The sequence below is a fragment of the Methylibium sp. genome, from assembly GCF_035762065.1.
Lineage (GTDB): Bacteria > Pseudomonadota > Gammaproteobacteria > Burkholderiales > Burkholderiaceae_C > Methylibium.
Window position 1 is genome coordinate 44,176 of record NZ_DASTPW010000004.1, and the last position, 19,190, is coordinate 63,365.

Genomic DNA, 19,190 nt, shown 5'->3' on the forward strand with positions numbered 1-19,190 from the left:
CGCGACCTGCGCTTCGACACCCGATGAGCACGGGCTCATGATCGGCCGGCTCAGCGGCCTCCTCGCCGACAAGTCGTCCCCGCCGCAGGTGTTGGTCGACGTGCAAGGCGTCGGCTACGAGCTCGACGTGCCGATGAGCAGCTTCTACGAGCTGCCGGCCGTCGGCCAGAGGGTGCAGCTGCTGACGCACTTCGTCGTGCGCGAGGACGCGCAACTGCTGTTCGGCTTCGTCACTGCGGGCGAGCGCACGGCGTTCCGCCAGTTGATCCGCATCTCCGGTGTCGGGCCGAAGATGGCGCTGGGGCTGCTGTCGGGCTTGAGCGTCGGCGAACTGGCTCAGGCGGTGGCGGCGCAGGACGCGAGCCGGCTCGTCAAGGTGCCCGGCATCGGCAAGAAGACCGCCGAGCGGCTGCTGCTGGAGCTGAAGGGCAAGCTCGACGGCGCCGGCCTCGGCAGCGGCGCGGTGAGCGCGCCGGCGGACGGCGCGGCCAGCGACATCGCGCAGGCGCTGGTCGCGCTCGGCTACAGCGAACGCGACGCGCTGGCGTCGGTGAAGGCGCTGCCGCCCGGCAGCAGCGTCAGCGACGGCATCCGGCTCGCGCTCAGGGCGCTGGCGAAGTAGCCGCGTCGGCCACCAGCAGCTTGCGCAGCGGCGCGGGCAAGGCGATGTCGGCGAGCGCGGCGCGTGCGATCCAGCGGCCTGCATCGGCGCCGCCGAGCCGGGCGACCAGCGCTTCGGCTTCGTCGGCCGACCGCGGCTCGGCATGCCACGGCGCGAGCCGCCAGTCGAAGTGCGTCAGCGCATGCTCGATCGGCGCGAGCGCGCGCAGCGGCACGCCGGCCGCAGCGGCGAGCAGGCTGTCTTCGTCGTCGAACATGGGCAGGCTCCAGAGCCCGGCCCACACGCCGAGCGCCGCGCGCTGCTGCAGCCAGACGCGGCCGGCGTGCTCGACCCACAGCCAGGCGTTCGCGCGCCGTCCGCGCTGCAGCTTGCGCGTCTTCACCGGCAGCTGCTCGACGCGGCCGGTGGCGAGGGCGACGCAGCCGGCGCGCAGCGGGCACACGAGGCAGGTCGGCCGCCGCGGCGTGCACACCGTCGCGCCGAGGTCCATCAAGCCCTGGGTGTAGGCCGGCATCTCGGCCGGCTCGGCGGGCAGCAGCGCGCAGGCGGCCTGCCAGAGTTCGCGCTCGTGCGAGGCGACCGCGAGGTCGGCGCCGAAGCCGAGCGCGCGCGCGAGCAGCCGCTTGACGTTGCCGTCGAGGATCGCGGCGCGGCGGTCGAAGCAGAAGGCGGCGATCGCCGCAGCCGTCGAGCGGCCGATGCCCGGCAGCGCGGCGAGCTGTTCGGGATCTTGCGGAAAGCGGCCGCCGTGGCGTTCGACCACCGCCTGCGCGCAGGCGTGCAGGAAGCGAGCGCGGCGGTAGTAGCCGAGGCCGCTCCAGGCGGCCAGCACGTCGTCGAGCGGCGCCGCCGCGAGCGTGGCGACGTCCGGGAAGCGGGCGAGGAAGCGCGTGTAGTAGGCGAGCACGGTCGAGACCTGCGTCTGCTGCAGCATCACCTCGGACAGCCAGACGCGGTAGGGCTCGCGCGATTGCCACGGCAGGCCGTGCCGGCCGTGCGTGCGCTGCCAGTCGACGACGCGCCGGGCGAAGTCGCCTTCGCGCCAGTCGAGCGGGATCAGGCCTGCTCCGGGGCGAGATCGAAGTCGAGCAGCAGATCGACGCCGCTGTCGGGCTGGACATCGTCCAGCGGCGCGGCGGCTGTCGATCGCGGCTCGGCGTGCTCGCGCGCGCCACCGCCGATCTCGGCGAGGCGGCGTTGCAGTGCCTGCAGGTGCGCGTCCTGGCTTTCGAGTTCGCCGACGCGGCTTTCCAGTTCGCCGGCCGCGGCCTGGATGCGCTCCAGCGCTTCGCGGCGGCGCTTGAAGTTGCGGCGTCGCTCGCGCAGCTGCGTCTCGATCTGCGCCGACGCGGTGCGGTTCCAGAGCTCGAGTTCGCTGCTCGCGCTCTCGAACACCACCCGCAGCCGCGAGACGAGCATGCGGCGGAACTGCTCGAGAAAGCGCTCCTGCGTGAGCTTCAGCGCCTGCGTGAGCCCGAGGTACTGCACGTAGTTGCGCTCGATCAGCTCGAGGTCGGCCATGAAGCGCCCCAGATCCACCGGCGCGGCGGCCATCAGGCTGAAGCCGTATTCGGTGTTGAGCTGGCCGAACGAGGCGTCGAGCATCTCGTGGATCTCGACGCCGCGCGCTTGCGCGCTCGCGAGCCGGCGGCGCAGCGCTGCGCACAGCACGAGAAAGGCCTTCTTCGCGCCGAGCTGCAGCAGCGAGCTGCGGATCGCGTCCTGCATCTCGGACAGGTGCTCGCGCAGCCGGTCGGCGGCCAGCTCGAGCATCGCGTCCTTCAACATCCGCTGGTGCACCGCGCGCAGTGCGTGCAGCCGCGCGACGCAGCGCTCAAAGTCCAGCGACTCGGCATCGACGCGCTGGATCATCAGCCGGACCTTGCCGCTGCTCTTGCCGCGCAGGCCGCGCAGCTCGAGCAGCTGCTCGGCGACGTGCCGGCGGCGGTCATTCAGCCGGCGGCCGACCTGCAGCTCGACCTGCGCGATGCCCTCGATGCCGACCTGCGCCAGCATCTGCTGCCGGTAGGGCAGCAGCCGGTCGCTCAGCGCGGCTTCGAGCGCCGGCAGCCGGCTGGCGGCGAGCTCCGGCTCGTCGCTGGCGACGCGCGCGGCCAGCGCCTGCCGCGCAGAAAGCGGGAACACGCGCTCGCGCGGGAGTTCGAGCGTTGCGGCGACGGCTTCGCACTGCCGCTCGATCTGCGCTTCGGTCTGCTCGCGCGTGCTCAGCGGGTCGCGCAGCGTGTCGATCTTGTTCAGCACCACGTAGCGGCTGATGCCCGGCGCGCAGAGGTGGTCGCGCCAGATCGCGAGATCGGACTTCGTGACGCCGGTGTCGGCACCGAGCAGGAAGACGGTCGCGTGCGCGCTCGGCAGCAGGCCGACGGTGAGCTCCGGCTCGGCGCCGATCGCGTTCAGGCCCGGCGTGTCGAGCACGACCAGGCCGCGTTCGAGCAACGGGTGCGGCAGGTTGATCAGCGCGTGGCGCCAGGCCGGGATCTCGACCCGGCCTTCGGCATCGGCCGGCGGGTTGTCTTCGGGCCGGTCGTCGTGCCAGAAGCCCAGCGCTCGGGCGAGGTCGACCTCGACCCGCTTGACCTCGGTGACCTGCGCGAGCGCGCGGGCGAGGCCGTCGATGTCGCCGATGTCCAGTGGGGTCAGCTTCCACAGCGCGTGCTGATGCCGCATATCGCTCAGCGGCGCCGGCTGCAGCCGCGTCTCGATCGGCAGCAGGGCGAGCGCAGGCGGCTCCTGCCGGTCGTAGCCGAGCTCGACCGGGCACATCGTCGTGCGCCCGGCGGTCGCCGGCAGCACGCGCCGGCCGGTGTCGGCGAAGAACATCGCGTTGATCAGCTCGGACTTGCCGCGCGAGAACTCGGCGACGAAGGCGACCACGAGCTTCTCGCCGGCCAGGCGCTGGCGCAGCGACTCGAGGACCTCGGATTCGTCGTCCTCGAGCAGTTCGTGCTGCGCGAGGAACTGCGCCAGCTCGCGCACCCGCGCTTCCATGGCCGAGCGCCAAAGGCCGTGGGCATCGACACTCTCGGCGAACGAAGCGCTCAACGGCGGCCCCTGGCAAATGCGGTGCGGTCGATGGTAGCGGCGGCCCCTGCAACCAAAGCTTTCCAGACGTGTCCCTTTGCCCGCCGCGCGGGTTCTGCGCGTGAGCAGTTGTGAACGGGACGCGGGCCGGGTCGGGTCTCAGCGGAACTGGCAGCCGGGGCAGAAGTACGTCGAGCGCTGACCTTGCAGCAGCCGCCGCACCACGCCGCCGCAGCGCCGGCAGCGCTGGCCCTCGCGGTCGTAGACCTGCGCCTCGTGCTGGAAGGCGCCGTTCATGCCGTGGGCGTCGCGGAAGTCGCGCAGCGTCGTGCCGCCCGCGCGCAGCGCGCGGCCCAGCACCGCTCGGATCGCCGCCGCCAGCCGCTCGCAGCGCAACGGCCCGATGCGGCCCGCTTCGGCGCGCGGATCGATCCCCGCCTCGAACAGCGCCTCGGACGCATAGATGTTGCCGACGCCGACGACCGCATCCCCGGCCAGCAGCGCCTGCTTTATCGGGACGCGGCGCCCGCGCAGCCGTGCGCGCAGCCACGCGCCGTCGAACGCTGGATCGAAGGGCTCGATGCCCAGCGTCGCGAGCAGCGCGGCGGCGCGCCCGGTCGAAGGCCAGCTGCCGGGCCCGTCGGCCGCGCGATCGCCCCAGACCACCGCACCGAAGCGGCGAGGGTCGGTCAGGCGCAGCCGGCCGCGGTCGGTCGCGAGCTCGAAATGCTGCCAGGGGCCGGGTGCCGCGTCGCCTTCGGCGAAGCCGAGCGAGCCCGACATGCCCAGGTGCAGTAGCAGCCCGCCCGCGGGTGCGATGGAACCGGCGTCGTCGAGCGGCATCCAGAGGTACTTGCCGCGCCGCAGGACGTCCGCGACGCGCCGGCCGATCAGCGTCTCGGGTTTACAGCCCAGCGGCCAGCGCAGCGGCTTGCCGAGGGTGACCGAGGCGATGCGCGCACCGCGCAGCCGCTCGACCACGCTCAGGCGCGTGACTTCCACCTCCGGCAACTCGGGCATCGGTCGATTATCTTGGGCTGCATAGAATGAATTTCGATTCCGTGGAGTGTTCGATGGCCCCTCAGCTGCCGGTTCGGCGAACGGCGTGGATCCGAAGGGCGGCTGCGCTGACCGCGGCGTGTGCGGCTTTCGGCGCCGCGGCACAGATGGCGAGTCCGCTGGCCGCCGCCGGGGCCGATAACTCCCGGCTCGACGCGTCGCTGTTCTATCAGCTGCTGATCGGCGAGATCGAGCTCAACCGCGGCGACGTCGGCACCGGCTTCCAGGTACTGCTCGACGCGGCGCGCAAGACGCGCGACGAGCGCCTGTTCCGCCGTGCCACCGAGGTCGCGCTGGAAGCGCGCGCCGGCGATCAGGCGCTCGACGCCGCGCGGGCCTGGCGGCAGACGCTGCCGGCATCGATCGAGGCGCATCGCTACGAGGCGCAGTTGCTCGTGGCCCTGAACCGCGTGGCCGAAACCGCGACGCCCTTGCGTTCGCTGCTGGCGCTGGTGCCGAACGCCCAGCGCGCCGACGCGATCGCTTCGCTGCCCGGCTTCTTCGGCCGCGGCGGCGATCGCAAGGCCGCCTCCAGCGCCGCGGCAGGGGTGCTCGAGCAGGTCCTCGCGCCGTATGCCGAAGGGGGTGGCGAGGTGCGCGGATCCATCCCGCCGACCGCCGCCGAGCAGAGTGCCGTCGCGGTTGCCGCCTGGGTGGCGCTGGGCCGCGTGCGCGCGGCGGCGGGCGACGCGCCGAGGGCGCTCGAAGCGGCGCGGCGCGCGAAGGCCGCCGATCCTGCGGCCGACGCGCCCGCGCTGTTGGCGATCGAGCTGCTCGGCGCCGAGCCGGCGGCGGAGGCGCTGGTCACCGAGCACCTGGCCGCAGCCCCTGCGTCGCCCACCGGCCGCAGCGCCGTGCGGCTGGGCTACGCGCGTGCGCTCGCGCTTGCACAGCGCTACGCCGATGCGGCGCCGCAGATCGAAGCGGTGACCCGCGAGTCGCCGCAGTTCGTCGATGCCTGGCTGACGCTCGGCGCGCTGCAGGTCGAACTGAAGCAGCCCGAGGCTGCCGAGGCCGCGCTGCGCAAGTACCTGTCGCTGATCGAGGCGGAAACGAAGGACGCGCCCGATCCGGCGGCGGCCGCCGCCGTGGAAGCGGACGACGATGCGGCGAGCCCTTCGCAGCGGCTCGCGCAGGCCTATCTGCTGCTCGCGCAGGCGGCCGAGCAGAAGCGCGATTTCAAGGCGGCCGAGGAGTGGCTCTCGAAGGTGGACAGCTCGCAGGCGCTGGCGGTGCAGTCGCGCCGCGCCTCGCTGCTCGCGCAGCAGGGCCGGCTCGCCGATGCACGCGCGCTGATCCGCAAGCTGCCCGAGCGCACGCCCGACGACGCGCGCGCCAAGCTGCTCGCCGAGGTGCAGCTGATGCGCGACCAGAAGCAGTGGCCCGCCGCCTACGAGCTGCTCGGCCAGATGAACCAGCGCTACAGGGAGGACACCGACCTCCTGTACGAGCAGGCGATGATGGCCGAGAAGCTCGACCGCCTGGGTGAGATGGAGCAGTTGCTGCGCCGCGTGATCGCGCTCAAGCCGCAGCAGCCGCAGGCCTACAACGCGCTCGGCTACTCGCTGGCCGATCGCAAGCAGCGGCTCGACGAAGCCCGGCAGCTGATCAACAAGGCAATCGAACTGTCGCCCGGCGATCCCTTCCTGATCGACAGCCTCGGCTGGGTCGAGTACCGGCTCGGCAACCACGACGAAGCGCTGAAGTGGCTCGGCCAGGCCTACCGCATGCGGCCCGACGCCGAGATCGGGGCCCATCTCGGCGAGGTGCTCTGGGTCGTCGGCAAGCGCGACGAAGCCCGGCGCGTGCTTGCCGAGGCCCGCGCCCGCGACGCCGGCAACGACGTGCTGAAGGAAACACTGGCGCGGCTCAAGGTCGATCTGTGATCGCCCGGCGTCGGCTGGCCGCGGCAGCGGTCTCCTCGGCGCTGCTCGCCGGCTGCGCGGCGCTCGCGCCGCCGGTGCCGGGCGACCGGCTCGCCGGCCGGCTCGCGGTGCAGGTGGAGGGCGACGCGCAACGCTCGTTCTCGTCGGCCTTCGAATTGAGCGGCTCGGCCGAGCGCGGCAGGCTGGTGTTGACCAGCCCGCTGGGCACCCAGATGGGCCGCGCCGAGTGGTCGCCGGGCCGGGCCGAACTCGACGACGGGCGCCAGCAGCGCCACTACGCCGACCTTCAGGATCTCGCCGAGCAGGCACTGGGCGAGCGCGTGCCGATCGCCGCACTGTTCGACTGGTTGCGCGGCCGGCCGACACCGGGTGCGCCGAGCGAGCCGCAGCCGGGCGGCTTCGAGCAGCTCGGCTGGCGCGTCGACGTGTCGCGGCGCGATGCGGGCCTCGTCGAGGCGAAGCGCGACTCGACGCCGCGGGTCACGGTGCGCGCGCGGCTCGACGCGCCATGAAGGCGCTGCACGACCTGGCCGCGCCGGCCAAGCTGAATCTCTTCCTGCACGTCGTCGGCCGGCGTGCCGACGGCTACCACGAGCTGCAGTCGGTCTTCGTGTTGATCGACTGGTGCGACACGCTGCACCTCGAGCGCCGCGCCGACGGCCGGCTGCAGCGGCACGACCTCGGCGACGCCCTACCGTCCGATGACCTCTGCCTGCGCGCCGCCCGGCTGCTGCAGCAGCGCGCCGGCGTCGCCGACGGCGTCGACATCGCGATCGACAAGCGCATCCCCAGCGGCGCCGGCCTCGGCGGCGGCAGCTCGGACGCTGCGACGGTGCTCCTCGCGCTGAACCGGCTGTGGAAGCTGCACTGGCCCCGGGGGCGGCTCGCGGCGCTCGCGCTCGAGCTCGGGGCCGACGTGCCCTTCTTCGTCGGCGGGCGCAATGCCTGGGTCGAAGGCATCGGCGAGCGGCTGACGCCGATCGAGCTGCCCGAGCCGCTGCGAGGCGCACGCTGGGCTGTGCTAAAGCCGGCGCAAAGCGTGCCGACCGCGGCCATCTTCGGTGCCGCGACGCTGAAGCGCGACACCGCCGCTGCTACACTGCCGGCCTTTCTTGCGGACCCCACCGGCTTCGGCCACAACGATCTGCAGCCCACCGCCGAAGCGCACAGCGCGGAAGTCGGCGCGGCACTCGGATGGTTGAAGCAACGCGGGGGGCGGAGCCGGATGTCGGGTTCGGGCAGCGCGGTTTTCGCGCCATGGACCCAGGCGAACGATCCCTTCGAAGGCGGCGTGCCGCCGGGCTGGATCGCAAGGCTCTGCCGAGGTCTGGAGTGCCACCCGCTGGCGCACTGGGCCGAAGACGCCGAGCCGACGGTCGGCAGGAAAACGGTTTGAGGGCTCGGCGTGCCGGTCCTGCAGGAGTTCGAAGTGCGGCCCACGCCGCGCCGTCAGGAGTTAGGAGCGCGGCTCTCGTCGCGCCGCTAGGGGAGTCGCCAAGTTGGTCAAGGCATCGGATTTTGATTCCGACATGCGAGGGTTCGAGTCCTTCCTCCCCTGCCAAGACATCGAGTGAGACCTGTCGCGCCGCCCCCAGCGGCGCGACGTTTTTCGTGAACCCGTTCCAACGTAGCCTGATCGCCGCGGAGTCGTGATGCTCGCCAACACCATGCTCTTCACCGGCAACGCGAACCCCGCGCTGGCGCAGGAGATCGCCGTCTCGCTCGGGCTCGAACTCGGCAAGGCCAAGGTCGGCCGGTTCTCCGACGGCGAAGTCGATGTCGAGATCCACCAGAACGTGCGCGCGCGCGACATCTTCGTCGTGCAGCCCACCGGCGCGCCGACCAACGAGAACCTGATGGAACTCGTGATCATGGTCGACGCATTCAAGCGCGCGTCGGCCCGGCGCATCACCGCGGTGATGCCCTACTTCGGCTACGCCCGGCAGGACCGCCGCCCGCGCAGCACCCGCGTGCCGATCAGCGCGAAGGTCGTCGCGAACATGCTCGAAGCCGTCGGCGTCGAACGCCTGCTCACGATGGACCTGCACGCCGACCAGATCCAGGGCTTCTTCGACATCCCGGTCGACAACATCTACGCCTCGCCGGTGCTGCTGGCCGACGTCAAGGCCAAGGGCTACAAGGATCTGGTCGTGATCTCGCCGGACGTCGGCGGCGTGGTGCGTGCCCGCGCGCTGGCCAAGCAGCTCGGCTGCGACCTCGCCATCATCGACAAGCGCCGCCCCTCGGCCAACGTGTCTGAGGTGATGCATGTCATCGGCGACATCGAGGGCCGCAACTGCGTGGTCATGGACGACATGATCGACACGGCGGGCACCCTGGTGACGGCGGCCAAGGTGCTCAAGGAGCGTGGCGCGAACAGCGTCTATGCCTATTGCACGCATGCGGTGTTCTCCGGCCCGGCGATCGAGCGCATCCGTGCTTCCGATCTCGACGAAGTCGTGATCACCAACACCCTGGCGATGAACGAGACCACGCGCGGCTGCGAAAAGATCCGCCAGCTGTCGGTCGCCTTCCTGTTCGCCGAGACCATCCGCCGCATTTCCGACGGCGAATCGGTCACCTCCCTCTTCTCGGAGCAGAACAACAACTTCTGAGCCGCGTCGCGTCGTCGCGCACGGTGCGCGGCGACGTCCTTCAGGGGCCTGGTCGCGGGCCCTTCCTCTTTTTGGAGAACGTCATGAAATTCGTCGCCTACGCGCGCGAGCAGCAGGGGACCGGAGCGAGCCGCCGCCTGCGGGTGTCGGGCAAGGTGCCCGGCATCGTCTACGGAGCAGGCGAGCCCGCGATGATCGAACTCGATCACAACGCGCTCTTCCATGCGCTGAAGAAGGAGGCCTTCCACTCCTCGCTGCTCGACATGGAGCTCGCCGGCCAGACCCAGCAGGTGCTGCTGCGCGACGTGCAGATGCACGCCTACAAGCCGCTCGTGCTGCACGTGGACTTCCAGCGCGTCGATGCCACCACGCGCATCGTCAAGAAGGTGCCGCTGCACTTCATCAACGAAGAGAACGCGCCGGGCGTGAAGACCGACAAGGGCGTGATGTCGCACGTCGCGACCGAGCTCGAGATCGAGTGCCTGGCCTCGCAACTGCCCGAGTTCCTGACGGTCGATCTGGGCGAGCTGGGCAAGGGCCAGTCGATCCACGTGGCCGACCTGAAGCTGCCCAAGGGCGTGAAGCCGGTGCTGCGCGGCAAGAAGAACCCGGTGCTTGCGACCGTGGTGAACCAGGCCGAAGAGGAAGTCCAGCCCGAGACGCCGGTCGCCACGCCTGCCGCCAAGGCTGCGCCGGCCAAGGGCAAGAAGGACGAGAAGCAGAACCGCAAGTGATCGGCGGCTCCGCGTCACGGGCCCCGCTTAGGCGGGGCCTTTTCGTTTCCTGCGTCCGCTTTCCGCGCGCGCCCGCACGGTGGATGACGCGCGACGGGCGCTCCCGATAATCGCGCCTCATGTTCAAGCTCCTCGCCGGCCTCGGCAATCCCGGCCCCGACTACGAAGCGACGCGCCACAATGCCGGGTTCTGGTGGCTCGATGAAGTCGCGCGCAAGCTCGGCGCGACGCTCGCGATGGATCGCAGCCACCACGGCCGCATCGCGCGCCTCAACCGGCCGGCCGGGCCGCTGTGGCTGGTCGAGCCCCAGACCTTCATGAACCTGTCGGGCAAGTCGGTCGCGGGGCTGGCGCGCTTCTTCAAGATCGCGCCGGGCGAGATCCTCGTCGCGCACGACGAACTCGATTTGCCGCCGGGCGAGATCAAGCTCAAGCAGGGCGGCGGTCACGGCGGCCACAACGGCCTGCGCGACATCCACGCGCAACTCGGCTCGGCCGACTACTGGCGGCTGCGCATCGGCATCGGCCATCCTGGCGTCAAGACCGAGGTGATGAGCTACGTGCTCGGCAAGCCGCCCTCGGCGCAGCGCGAAGCGATCGAAGCGGCGATCGCGAAGTCGCTCGGCGTACTCGACGACCTGCTCGCCGGCGAGACGGCGCGCGCGACGAGCGCACTGCACACCACCAAGCCGCCACGGCCGAAGCCGCCGCGGCCGGCGGGGCTCGCGCCGCAGGCCGCGGCACCGGCCAAGGAGGGTTGATGGCTGCGAACCTCGGCTTTCCAGCCGCGCTGCTGGCTTTCGCGCTGGCCGGCGTGGCGTCGGCGCAGACGACCGTCTACCGCTGCGGTACCGACGGCCGCAGCTATTCGCAGCAGCCTTGCGGCGACGGGCGGGCGCTGGACTTCGACGACGCCCGCAGCGACGCACAACGTCGCGACGCGCAAGCGGCGAGCCACCGCGAAGCGCTCGTGGCGCAGCAGCTGGAGCGCGACCGCCGCCGCATCGAGCGGGCCGGCGGGCCGTCCGTGGCCCGCATCGACGGCCGCGGCGGCGGGCATGAAGCAGCGGCACCGTCCAAGGCCGCGACGACGCGCCCGCGCAAGGCCGCGCCCGAGGCTTCGTTCAAGGCCGCGGTGCCGCGCCAGCCGAAGCCGCGCAAAGCCTGATCAGCCGCCGGCCGCGTCGTCCTCGGCGGCGGCCTTGCCGGTCAGCAGCCTGAACTTCGCCCACAGCTGCGGCTTGCTTTCCACCTGCTGCGGATTCACCGGAATGCAGGCGACCGGGCAGACCTGCACGCATTGCGGCTCGTCGAAGTGGCCGACGCATTCGGTGCACTTGCGCGGGTCGATCACGTAGAACTCGGCGCCCATCGAGATCGCCTGGTTCGGGCATTCGGGCTCGCAGACGTCGCAGTTGATGCATTCGTCCGTGATCATGAGTGCCATAGGCCCTCCTGCACACGAACGCATGTCACGAGCGCCTGCCGGCGTTCGCCGCGCGAGGGGTAAGGCATGGCTTGCCGATTACCGCTCGGCGGGTCCGTGACCGTCGACGCCATCGTTAGCTTCCCTTCGCGACGCGCGCGCGCAGCCGCTCCAGCACCGAGGGGGCGACGAACTTCGACACGTCGCCGCCGAGCGAGGCGATCTCGCGCACGAAGGTGCCGCTGACGAACTGGTAGTGGTCGCTGGGCGTGAGGAACACCGTCTCGACGTCGGGCATCAGCTGTCGGTTCATGCCGGCCATCTGGAACTCGTACTCGAAATCGCTGACTGCGCGCAGCCCGCGCACCACGACGCGGCCGCCGTGCGAGACGACGAAGTCGCGCAGCAGGCCGTCGAAGGCCAGAACCTCGACGTTGCGGTACGGCGCGGAGAGTTCGCGCGCCATTGCGAGCCGGTCGTCGAGTCCGAACATCGTGCGTTTGTGATGCCCGGCCGCGACCGCGACGATCAGCCGCGGGAACAGCGAACTCGCGCGGCGCACGAGGTCGTCGTGGCCGAGCGTCATCGGATCGAAGGTGCCGGGGTAGACGGCGCACAGGCCGTTGTGGAAGGGCACGGTGGCGGCGGCGGTCAGGGGTTGCGGCAGTTTATGCGTCGCTCGCGGCGCGACGCGCCAAGTGGGCATGGACCTGGCCCGCCTTCAAGTGGCGGTGCAAGTGCAGCCCCGCCGCGTCGAAAAGCCCCGGCGGGAACGCCCGATCCGCTTCCAGATAGAGCCAGCCGCCCGATGCGACAAGTCCGGCGCCCGCCTGCAGGGCCGGTTCGAACAACCCGGCGTCGAACGGCGGATCGAGCAGCACCAGATCGAAGGCCGGGCCGCGGTGGTTGCGCATCCAGGCGATCGCGTCGGCCGCCTCGATGCGCACCTGTGCGGCGCCCAGCATGGCCTGCGCGCCGCGCAGCGCGGCGTGGAGCGCGGCATCGCGCTCGATCAGCAGCACTTCCCCCGCCCCGCGCGACGCCGCCTCGAAGCCGAGCGCGCCGCTGCCGGCGAAGGCGTCGAGGCAGCGCCAGCCGGTGAGCTCCTGCCCGAGCCAGTTGAACAGCGTCTCGCGCACGCGGTCGGGCGTGGGCCGCAGGCCGGGGCGATCGGGCACCGGCAGCCGCCGGCGCTTCCAGGCGCCGCCGACGATGCGGACCTGTCCGGGGCGGTTCGCGGCACTTGATCGAGGCGGGGGCATCGCGCGACCTTAGCGCAGGCCGTCGACGGCGCATCGCGCGCATTCGACGCCGAAGCGCCTCCCTAGAATCGGACGCGATGTTCAGCTTCTTTCGCAAGAAGCCGCCGGCCGACGAGCCTGCGGCCCCGCCGCCGCCCGTGGCGATCACGCCCGAGCCGGCCGCCGCGGTCGAGGCGCGCAGCGAGTCGGCCGGACGCAGCGGCTGGATGCAGCGCCTGAAGGGCGGCCTTTCGCGCACCGGCAGCAGCATCACCCAGGTCTTCACCGGCACGCGGATCGACGATGCGTTGTACGAGGAACTTGAAGCCGCGCTGCTGATGGCCGACGCCGGCATGCCCGCCACGCAGCACCTGCTGGCCGACCTGAAGCGGCGCGTGAAGGCCAGCGGCGTGAGCGACGCGAAGGACGTGAAGGGCCTGCTGGCCGACGCGGTCGCCGCGCTGCTCGAGCCGCTGCAAAGACCGCTGGTGATCGGCGCCGCGACGCCGACGGTGGTGATGGTGGTCGGCGTCAACGGCGCCGGCAAGACGACCAGCATCGGCAAGCTCACCCGCCACCTGGCCGCGCAGGGCCAGAACGTGCTGCTCGCGGCGGCCGACACTTTCCGCGCCGCCGCCAGGGAACAACTTGCCGTGTGGGCCGACCGAGCGCTGCCCGAAGGCCCGCGGCCGGGCTTCATGACGAGCTTCAAGGTCGGCCGCGTCGACATCGTCAGCCAGGCCGGCGCCGACCCGGCGGCGGTGGTGTTCGACGCCGTCAAGGCCGCGCAGGCCCGTCGCGTCGAGGTGGTGATCGCCGACACCGCCGGCCGGCTCGCGACCCAGGCGCACCTGATGGAGGAGCTGCGCAAGATCCACCGCACGCTCGGCAAGGCGATGGAGGGCGCGCCGCACGAGGTGCTGCTGGTGATCGACGGCAACACCGGCCAGAACGCGCTCGCCCAGGTCAAGGCCTTCGATGCGGCGCTCGCGCTGACCGGCCTGGTCGTCACCAAGCTCGACGGCACCGCGAAGGGCGGCGTGCTCTGCGCGATCGCGCTGTGGTCGCGCGAGCGCGCGATGGCCGCGGCCGACGGGTCGCCCGCGGGGGCTGCGGTGCCGGTCTACTTCGTCGGCGTCGGCGAGAAGCTCGAGGACCTCGAAACCTTCGACGCGCGCGAGTTCGCGCAGGCGCTGGTCGGCTGAGGCGCGCTCGGCGGCGTCAGCGCAGCCGCGGCGCGGCGGCGCCGCCCAGCGGCGCCGGCCGCGAATCGAAGTCGTCCATCCAGGTCGAGCTCGGCGGCTCGGGCAGCGCGTCGCCTTGCGCGCGCTGCTGCTGGTCGATCTCGTCGAGCACTTCCTCGAGCGTCGCGCGCGAGGTGGCCGCCTGCGGCTGCACCGGCAGCGGCACCGTGCGCAGGTTCGGCGGCGTGCGGTCGGCGTCGAGCGTGCGCACCGAGGCCGCGCCTTCCTCGCTATGCAGCGGACTCTTCGGCGTGCTCAGCACAAGGTCGCGCACGACCTCGGCACCGGGCAGCGAGCCTTCGGTCCAGACGAGCACCCGAACGCCGGCCTGGTGCAGCACGCGGTCCATCCGTTCGTGGCGCTTGCGGCTGCGCTCGCTGAGCTTGGTCAGGTCGCGGCGCACTTCGACAACCGCGATCACCTGCGCGCCTTCGTCGCACACCACGAGATCGGCACAGAGCTGGCCGACCCGGCGCATCCACTCGTGGTACGAGTTGCGCGTCGGCACGCGGATGAAGCGCGCCAGCGGCACCTGCGCGAGCACCAGGCATTCCGGCACCGAGCGCACCAGCAGCGCATGGGCCTTGCGTTCGGCATGGGTGAGCACGCGGGTCGGCTCGGGCGGCCAGCCGGCAACGGTGTCGATGCCTTCGACGCGCTTGTCGCGCGCGACGCTGCCGTCGCTCAGATCGGGCGGCGCGGCGCGGCCACGCATCCACCACCAGGCGCCCAGCAGGATCGCGGCGGCAAGGGCCGCAAGGGCAAGCAGGGGATCCACCGGGTTCTCCTCGACGTTGGTCGCCGGGTGATGCGGCGCTCGCTCACCGTAGTGGCGGGCCCTGTGGGCGTCAAGCCCGCGGCGCTGCCGAGCCCACGCGGCGGCGCGCGCCGTGCATTCCAGCGCGGCTTGCGGGTCGCGCCGCTAGCGCGGCAGGCCCTTGAAGCCGCCCATGCCGCCCATGCGCTTCATCATCTTCATCATTCCGCCGCCCTTCATCTTCTTCATCATCTGCTGCATCTGCTCGAACTGGTTGAGCAGGCGGTTGACCTCCTGCACCTGCACGCCGGCGCCGGCGGCGATGCGGCGCTTGCGGCTGGCCTTCAGCAGCTCGGGCTTGCGCCGCTCCAGCGGCGTCATCGAACGGATGATTCCTTCCATGCGGCGCACGTCGCGCTCGGCCTTGTCCATCTGATCGGGGCTGGGGTTGCCGGCCTTGCCGGTGATCTGGCTCGGCAGCTTGTCCATCAGGCCGCTCAAGCCGCCCATGTTCTTCATCTGCGCGAGCTGGCCGAGGAAGTCGTCGAGGTCGAAGCTCGAGCCTGACTTCATCTTGTCGGCGAGCTTTTGCGCGGCCTGCACGTCCACGCCCTGCTGCACCTGCTCGACCAGCGCGACGATGTCGCCCATGCCGAGCACGCGGCCGGCGTGGCGGTCGCCGTCGAAGGCTTCGAGGCCGTCGATCTTCTCGGACACGCCGGCGAACTTGATCGGCACGCCGGTGACCTGCCGCACGCTCAGCGCCGCGCCGCCGCGCGCGTCGCCGTCGAGCTTGGTCAGCACCACGCCGGTCAGCGGCAGGGCTTCCTTGAAGGCCTTCGCGACGTTGATCGCGTCCTGCCCCTGCATTGCGTCGACGACGAACAGCGTCTCGATCGGCTTCAGCGCCGCGTGCAGCGCACGGATCTCTTCCATCATCGCCGCGTCGATCGCCAGCCGGCCGGCGGTGTCGACCAGCAGCACGTCGACGAAGTGGCGCCGCGCGTGGTCGAGCGCCGCGAGCGCGATGTCCACCGGCTTGTCGCTCGCCTGCGACGGGAACCACTCGGCGCCGGCCTGCTTCGTGACCAGCTTCAGCTGCTCGATCGCCGCGGGCCGATAGACGTCGCCGCTGACGGTCAGCACCTTCTTCTTGCGCGCGACCAGGTGCTTCGCGAGCTTCGCCGTGGTGGTCGTCTTGCCGGCACCTTGCAGGCCGGCCATCAGGATCACCGCCGGCGGCTGCGTCGCCAAATCGAGCTGCCCGCTCGCCTCGCCGGCGCCCATCGTCGCGGCCAGTTCCTTGTGCACCACGCCCACCAGCGCCTGCCCCGGCGTCAGCGAGCCGATCACCTCCTGGCCGAGTGCCTTGTCCTTCACGCGGGCGATGAAGTCGCGCACGACCGGCAACGCGACGTCGGCTTCGAGCAGCGCCATGCGCACCTCGCGCAGCATCGCCTGCACGTTGTCTTCGGTGATGCGGGCCTGGCCGCGCAGCGTCTTGACGACCTGGGTCAGGCGATCGGCGAGGGCAGTGGCCATGCGGGCGGACGCGCGGGAACGTGAAGTGGGGGAGGGCCGTGACGCGCCGCGATGGGGGCTTCGTACACTGGCCCGATGAGTCTAGCGCCCGCCCTCCCCGCGACCGGCCTGTGGCCGTTGCTGCTGGCGAGTTCGATCGCGCTGGCCGCCTACCTCACCGCGGCGCTGCAGCGCGAGCCCAAGCGCTTCGGCGCCGCGCTCGCGATCGGCTGGATCGCGCAGGGCGCGGCCATCGCGCTGCACACCGCCGGGCTCGATCAGGCGGAACCCGGCGCGCGCTTCGGTTTCGCGCCGGCGCTGTCGATCACGCTGTGGCTGGTGGTCGCTGTCTACGGCATCGAGAGCCGCTTCGTGCCCATCGTCGGCGTGCGGCGTTCGCTCGCGCTGCTGGGCGCGATCGTCGTGATGGTCGCGTGGATGTTCCCCGGCGAGCTGCGCCCGCATGCCGGCTCGCCCTGGGCGCCGCTGCACTGGGTGCTGGGCATCGCGTCGTACGGGCTGTTCGGCGTCGCGCTGCTGCATGCGGCGCTGATGCGGCGCAGCGAACAGCGCCTGCGGCCCAAGCCCGGTGCCGGCTCGGCGGGCGCGATGGCCACCGAGCCGGGGCTGCCGCTGTTGAAGCTCGAGGCGCTGACCTTCCGCTTCGTCGCGGCCGGCTTCGTGGTGCTGTCGGCGACGCTCGCGCTCGGCTGGTGGTTCTCCCAGCCCTGGCGCTGGGATCACAAGGCGGTGTTCTCGATCCTCGCCTGGGGCGTGTTCGCGGCGCTGCTCGGCGGGCGGCGCGCCTTCGGCTGGCGCGGGCGCATCGCGACGCGCTGGCTGTATGCCGGTGCCGGGCTGCTGCTGCTGGCCTACGTCGGCTCGCGCTTCGTGATCGAAGTGCTGCTCGGCCGCACGACGGCATGAGCGCGACCGGAGTCCGTCGATGAAGTGGCTGCTGGTGCTGCTGCTCGTCGTCGCCTTGCTCTGGTGGCTGAAGAGCTCGCGCCGCTCGCTGCCGGGACGCGACGCCGGCCCGTCGGCCGCGCCGCGCGTCGAGCCGATGATTTCCTGCGCGCACTGCGGCGTGCATCTGCCCCGGCGCGAAGCGGTCGCCGGCGTCGAGGCCCTCTACTGCAGCGACGCCCACCGGCTCGCCGACGGCGACTGAGCCTCGATCGATGGCCGCCGGCCTGAAGCGCGAAGCCGCCGCGCCCGAGGGCGCGAAGTCCTGGTTCGGCGCGCTCGACCTCGGCGAGTCGACGCTCGAACTGGGCAGCGCCCGGCCGCCGCGCCACGAGCCCGGGCATGCCGCGGACGACGCCAGGTGGCCCGGGCATCCGATGCGCCGCGCCAGCGACCGCCAGGAAACCGGCTTCGCCCGGCTGCTGCGCGCCTTCCTCGCCGCCCGCGCGCTGCTGGGCATCGCGCTGCTCGGCACCGAATTGATGGTCACCTGGTTCGGTTCCCGTCCGCAGCGGGAACTGATGCTCGCGCTGTGTTCGCTCTACGCGATGGCCGCACTCGCGAGCTGGTGGCGCCGGCCCGACGACACGCCCCTGCGCGCGCCGTCGATGCGGCTGAGCCGCCCGCAGTGGCTGGCCACCGTCGGCGTCGATCTGCTGATCTTCTCGATCCTGCAGTTCGTCAATGCCGGAGCCGGGGGGCTCAACTATTCGGCGCTGCTGGTGCTGCCGGTGATGACCGCGAGCGTGCTGACGCCGCGACCGCAGGCCCTGGGCGTCGCCGCGGCGAGCGCGCTGGTGATCCTCGCCTCGGCCGGCCTCGCGATGGGCGCGAGCGGCGACGGCGCGGTCGCCTTCACGCAGGCCGGGCTCGCGGCGCTCGGCCTGTTCGTCGTGAGCCTGCTCGCCGGCGAGCTTTCGGGCCGGCTCGCGCGCGAGGAGCTGAGCGCGCGCGGCAGCATGGAACTCGCGCGCCGGCAGGCGCAGCTCAACCGGCTCGTGCTCGAGGAGATGCAGGACGGCGTCATGGTGGTCGATCGCCGGGGCCGCGTGCGCGCCGCGAACCCGGCGGCGCGCGGCCTCCTCGGCGAGCCGGCGCGCCCGGCGAGCGCCGAGCCGGAGAGCCTCGCGCTCACCGGCAAGCCGGCCTGGGAGCCGCTGGTGCGTGCGGTCGATCGCGCCTTCGCCGACGGCCACTGGCCCGAAGCGGGCCGCGACGTGGTGCTGGGCCGCGCCGACGCGAACGACGCCGCGCAGGGGCCGCGTTCGCTGCGGCTGCGCGTGCGCTTCACCCGCCGCGCGGCCAGCGGCGCACCCGAGGACTACTGCGTGCTGTTCATGGAAGACCTGCGCATCGTGCAGGCGCGGCTGCGGCAGGAGAAGCTCGCGGCGATGGGGCGCGTTTCGGTCGGCATCGCGCACGAGATCCGCAACCCGCTCGCGGCCATCATGCAGGCCAACGACCTGCTCGCCGAAGACGTCGCGACGCCGCAGCAGGAGCGGCTCACGCGGATGGTGAGCGAGAACGCGCAGCGCCTGAAGCGCATCGTCGACGACGTGATGGAGCTCGCGCCCGGCGTCGCGCCGCAGCCGGTGACCATCGACGCGACCGCGCAGGTCGCGACCATCGCCGCCGAATGGGCCCGCACCGTCAAGCTGCCGACGGCCGACAGCCCGCTCGATCTGCAGCTGCCCGCCGAGCCGCTCGAGGCGCTGTTCGACCCCGAGCACCTGCGCCGCGTGCTGGTGAACCTTCTCGACAACGGCCTGCGCCACGGCAGCCGCACGGCGGGTGCGGTGCGCGTGCGACTGGAGGCCGGCGCCGACCAGCGAGCGACGCTTGAAGTGGCGAGCGACGGCGAGCCGATCGGCCCGGAGGTCGAGCGCCATCTGTTCGAGCCCTTCTTCTCGACCCGCAGCCGCGGCACCGGGCTCGGCCTGTACATTTGCCGCGAGCTCTGCGAGCGCTATGGCGCGAGCATTGAACACGGCGCGCGGCGTGCGGGCGAGCGGCATCGCAACGTGTTCACCGTCTCGATGCGGCGCGCCGCCGTCGCTGCCGGACCTCACTGAACCGC

General features: G+C 71.9%; 20 protein-coding genes and 1 tRNA gene. 13 read left to right on the forward strand and 8 right to left on the reverse strand.

Features of this window, described 5'->3' with window-relative positions; all coding sequences use genetic code 11:
- The first annotated feature begins 37 nt into the window (after window positions 1-37).
- The gene (gene ruvA / locus VFR90_RS02155) at window positions 38-622 is read left to right on the forward strand and encodes a Holliday junction branch migration protein RuvA (RefSeq protein ID WP_326404320.1); all 585 of its coding nucleotides are present in this window, start codon (window positions 38-40) and stop codon (window positions 620-622) included.
- On the opposite strand, the gene mutY is transcribed toward ruvA, so the two are convergent.
- From mutY to mutM, 3 genes are all read right to left on the reverse strand, one after another.
- Window positions 603-1,682, reverse strand: coding sequence for an A/G-specific adenine glycosylase (mutY, locus tag VFR90_RS02160; protein WP_326404422.1), 1,080 nt, complete (start codon window positions 1,680-1,682; stop codon window positions 603-605). The genes ruvA and mutY overlap by 20 nt on opposite strands.
- Window positions 1,679-3,685, reverse strand: a complete 2,007-nt coding sequence (locus tag VFR90_RS02165) for a dynamin family protein (RefSeq protein WP_326404321.1) — start codon at window positions 3,683-3,685, stop codon at window positions 1,679-1,681. The genes mutY and VFR90_RS02165 overlap by 4 nt, the downstream gene beginning before the upstream one ends.
- A gap of 138 nt (window positions 3,686-3,823) precedes the next feature.
- Window positions 3,824-4,684, reverse strand: a complete 861-nt coding sequence (gene mutM / locus VFR90_RS02170; RefSeq protein ID WP_326404322.1) for a bifunctional DNA-formamidopyrimidine glycosylase/DNA-(apurinic or apyrimidinic site) lyase — start codon at window positions 4,682-4,684, stop codon at window positions 3,824-3,826.
- A gap of 146 nt (window positions 4,685-4,830) precedes the next feature.
- Here mutM and VFR90_RS02175 point away from each other — a divergent pair, with 146 nt between their 5' ends.
- The 8 genes from VFR90_RS02175 (at window position 4,831) to VFR90_RS02210 (ending at window position 11,126) form a co-directional block, all read left to right on the forward strand.
- Window positions 4,831-6,609, forward strand: coding sequence for a tetratricopeptide repeat protein (locus tag VFR90_RS02175; RefSeq protein WP_326404323.1), 1,779 nt, complete (start codon window positions 4,831-4,833; stop codon window positions 6,607-6,609).
- On the forward strand, window positions 6,606-7,121 hold the full coding sequence (locus VFR90_RS02180) for an outer membrane lipoprotein LolB (protein WP_326404324.1): 516 nt from the start codon (window positions 6,606-6,608) through the stop codon (window positions 7,119-7,121). Before VFR90_RS02175 ends, VFR90_RS02180 begins: the two co-directional genes overlap by 4 nt.
- Window positions 7,118-8,005 carry a 4-(cytidine 5'-diphospho)-2-C-methyl-D-erythritol kinase gene (ispE, locus tag VFR90_RS02185; protein ID WP_326404326.1) on the forward strand — a complete coding sequence of 296 codons (888 nt, stop codon included), beginning with the start codon at window positions 7,118-7,120 and terminating at the stop codon, window positions 8,003-8,005. Before VFR90_RS02180 ends, ispE begins: the two co-directional genes overlap by 4 nt.
- Window positions 8,006-8,093: 88 nt before the next feature.
- A tRNA-Gln gene (locus tag VFR90_RS02190) sits at window positions 8,094-8,170 on the forward strand.
- A 91-nt stretch (window positions 8,171-8,261) separates the two neighbouring features.
- Window positions 8,262-9,224, forward strand: a complete 963-nt coding sequence (locus VFR90_RS02195) for a ribose-phosphate pyrophosphokinase (RefSeq protein WP_326404327.1) — start codon at window positions 8,262-8,264, stop codon at window positions 9,222-9,224.
- A gap of 83 nt (window positions 9,225-9,307) precedes the next feature.
- Complete coding sequence (locus tag VFR90_RS02200) at window positions 9,308-9,958, forward strand: 50S ribosomal protein L25/general stress protein Ctc (protein WP_326404328.1); 651 nt, start codon at window positions 9,308-9,310, stop codon at window positions 9,956-9,958.
- A 119-nt stretch (window positions 9,959-10,077) separates the two neighbouring features.
- Window positions 10,078-10,719 (forward strand): aminoacyl-tRNA hydrolase, encoded by a 642-nt coding sequence (gene pth, locus VFR90_RS02205; protein ID WP_326404329.1) that lies wholly within the window; start codon window positions 10,078-10,080, stop codon window positions 10,717-10,719.
- Window positions 10,719-11,126 (forward strand): hypothetical protein, encoded by a 408-nt coding sequence (locus tag VFR90_RS02210; RefSeq protein ID WP_326404330.1) that lies wholly within the window; start codon window positions 10,719-10,721, stop codon window positions 11,124-11,126. The genes pth and VFR90_RS02210 overlap by 1 nt, the downstream gene beginning before the upstream one ends.
- Here VFR90_RS02210 and VFR90_RS02215 read toward each other — a convergent pair whose 3' ends face one another.
- The 3 genes from VFR90_RS02215 to rsmD form a co-directional block, all read right to left on the reverse strand.
- A complete protein-coding gene (locus VFR90_RS02215; RefSeq protein ID WP_326404331.1) occupies window positions 11,127-11,405 on the reverse strand; it encodes a YfhL family 4Fe-4S dicluster ferredoxin in 279 nt (92 codons plus the stop codon).
- Window positions 11,406-11,520: 115 nt separating this feature from the next.
- On the reverse strand, window positions 11,521-12,021 hold the full coding sequence (coaD, locus tag VFR90_RS02220) for a pantetheine-phosphate adenylyltransferase (RefSeq protein ID WP_326404333.1): 501 nt from the start codon (window positions 12,019-12,021) through the stop codon (window positions 11,521-11,523).
- A gap of 31 nt (window positions 12,022-12,052) precedes the next feature.
- Complete coding sequence (gene rsmD / locus VFR90_RS02225) at window positions 12,053-12,646, reverse strand: 16S rRNA (guanine(966)-N(2))-methyltransferase RsmD (RefSeq protein WP_326404334.1); 594 nt, start codon at window positions 12,644-12,646, stop codon at window positions 12,053-12,055.
- A gap of 77 nt (window positions 12,647-12,723) precedes the next feature.
- Between rsmD and ftsY the strand changes: the two genes are divergently transcribed.
- Window positions 12,724-13,830 (forward strand): signal recognition particle-docking protein FtsY, encoded by a 1,107-nt coding sequence (gene ftsY, locus VFR90_RS02230; protein WP_326404335.1) that lies wholly within the window; start codon window positions 12,724-12,726, stop codon window positions 13,828-13,830.
- Between the two features lie 16 nt (window positions 13,831-13,846).
- On the opposite strand, the gene VFR90_RS02235 is transcribed toward ftsY, so the two are convergent.
- Both VFR90_RS02235 and ffh read right to left on the reverse strand, forming a co-directional pair.
- Window positions 13,847-14,647, reverse strand: a complete 801-nt coding sequence (locus VFR90_RS02235) for a DUF2726 domain-containing protein (protein WP_326404336.1) — start codon at window positions 14,645-14,647, stop codon at window positions 13,847-13,849.
- Between the two features lie 144 nt (window positions 14,648-14,791).
- Window positions 14,792-16,168: a signal recognition particle protein gene (gene ffh / locus VFR90_RS02240; RefSeq protein WP_326404337.1), complete on the reverse strand. Its 1,377-nt coding sequence runs from the start codon at window positions 16,166-16,168 to the stop codon at window positions 14,792-14,794.
- Between the two features lie 75 nt (window positions 16,169-16,243).
- Here ffh and VFR90_RS02245 point away from each other — a divergent pair, with 75 nt between their 5' ends.
- The 3 genes from VFR90_RS02245 to VFR90_RS02255 are packed head-to-tail and all read left to right on the forward strand — an operon-like array spanning window position 16,244 to window position 19,185.
- Window positions 16,244-17,074, forward strand: a complete 831-nt coding sequence (locus tag VFR90_RS02245) for a cytochrome C assembly family protein (RefSeq protein WP_326404338.1) — start codon at window positions 16,244-16,246, stop codon at window positions 17,072-17,074.
- A 19-nt stretch (window positions 17,075-17,093) separates the two neighbouring features.
- Complete coding sequence (locus VFR90_RS02250) at window positions 17,094-17,318, forward strand: PP0621 family protein (RefSeq protein WP_326404339.1); 225 nt, start codon at window positions 17,094-17,096, stop codon at window positions 17,316-17,318.
- Between the two features lie 10 nt (window positions 17,319-17,328).
- A complete protein-coding gene (locus VFR90_RS02255; RefSeq protein ID WP_326404340.1) occupies window positions 17,329-19,185 on the forward strand; it encodes a sensor histidine kinase in 1,857 nt (618 codons plus the stop codon).
- The last annotated feature ends 5 nt before the right edge of the window (window positions 19,186-19,190 follow it).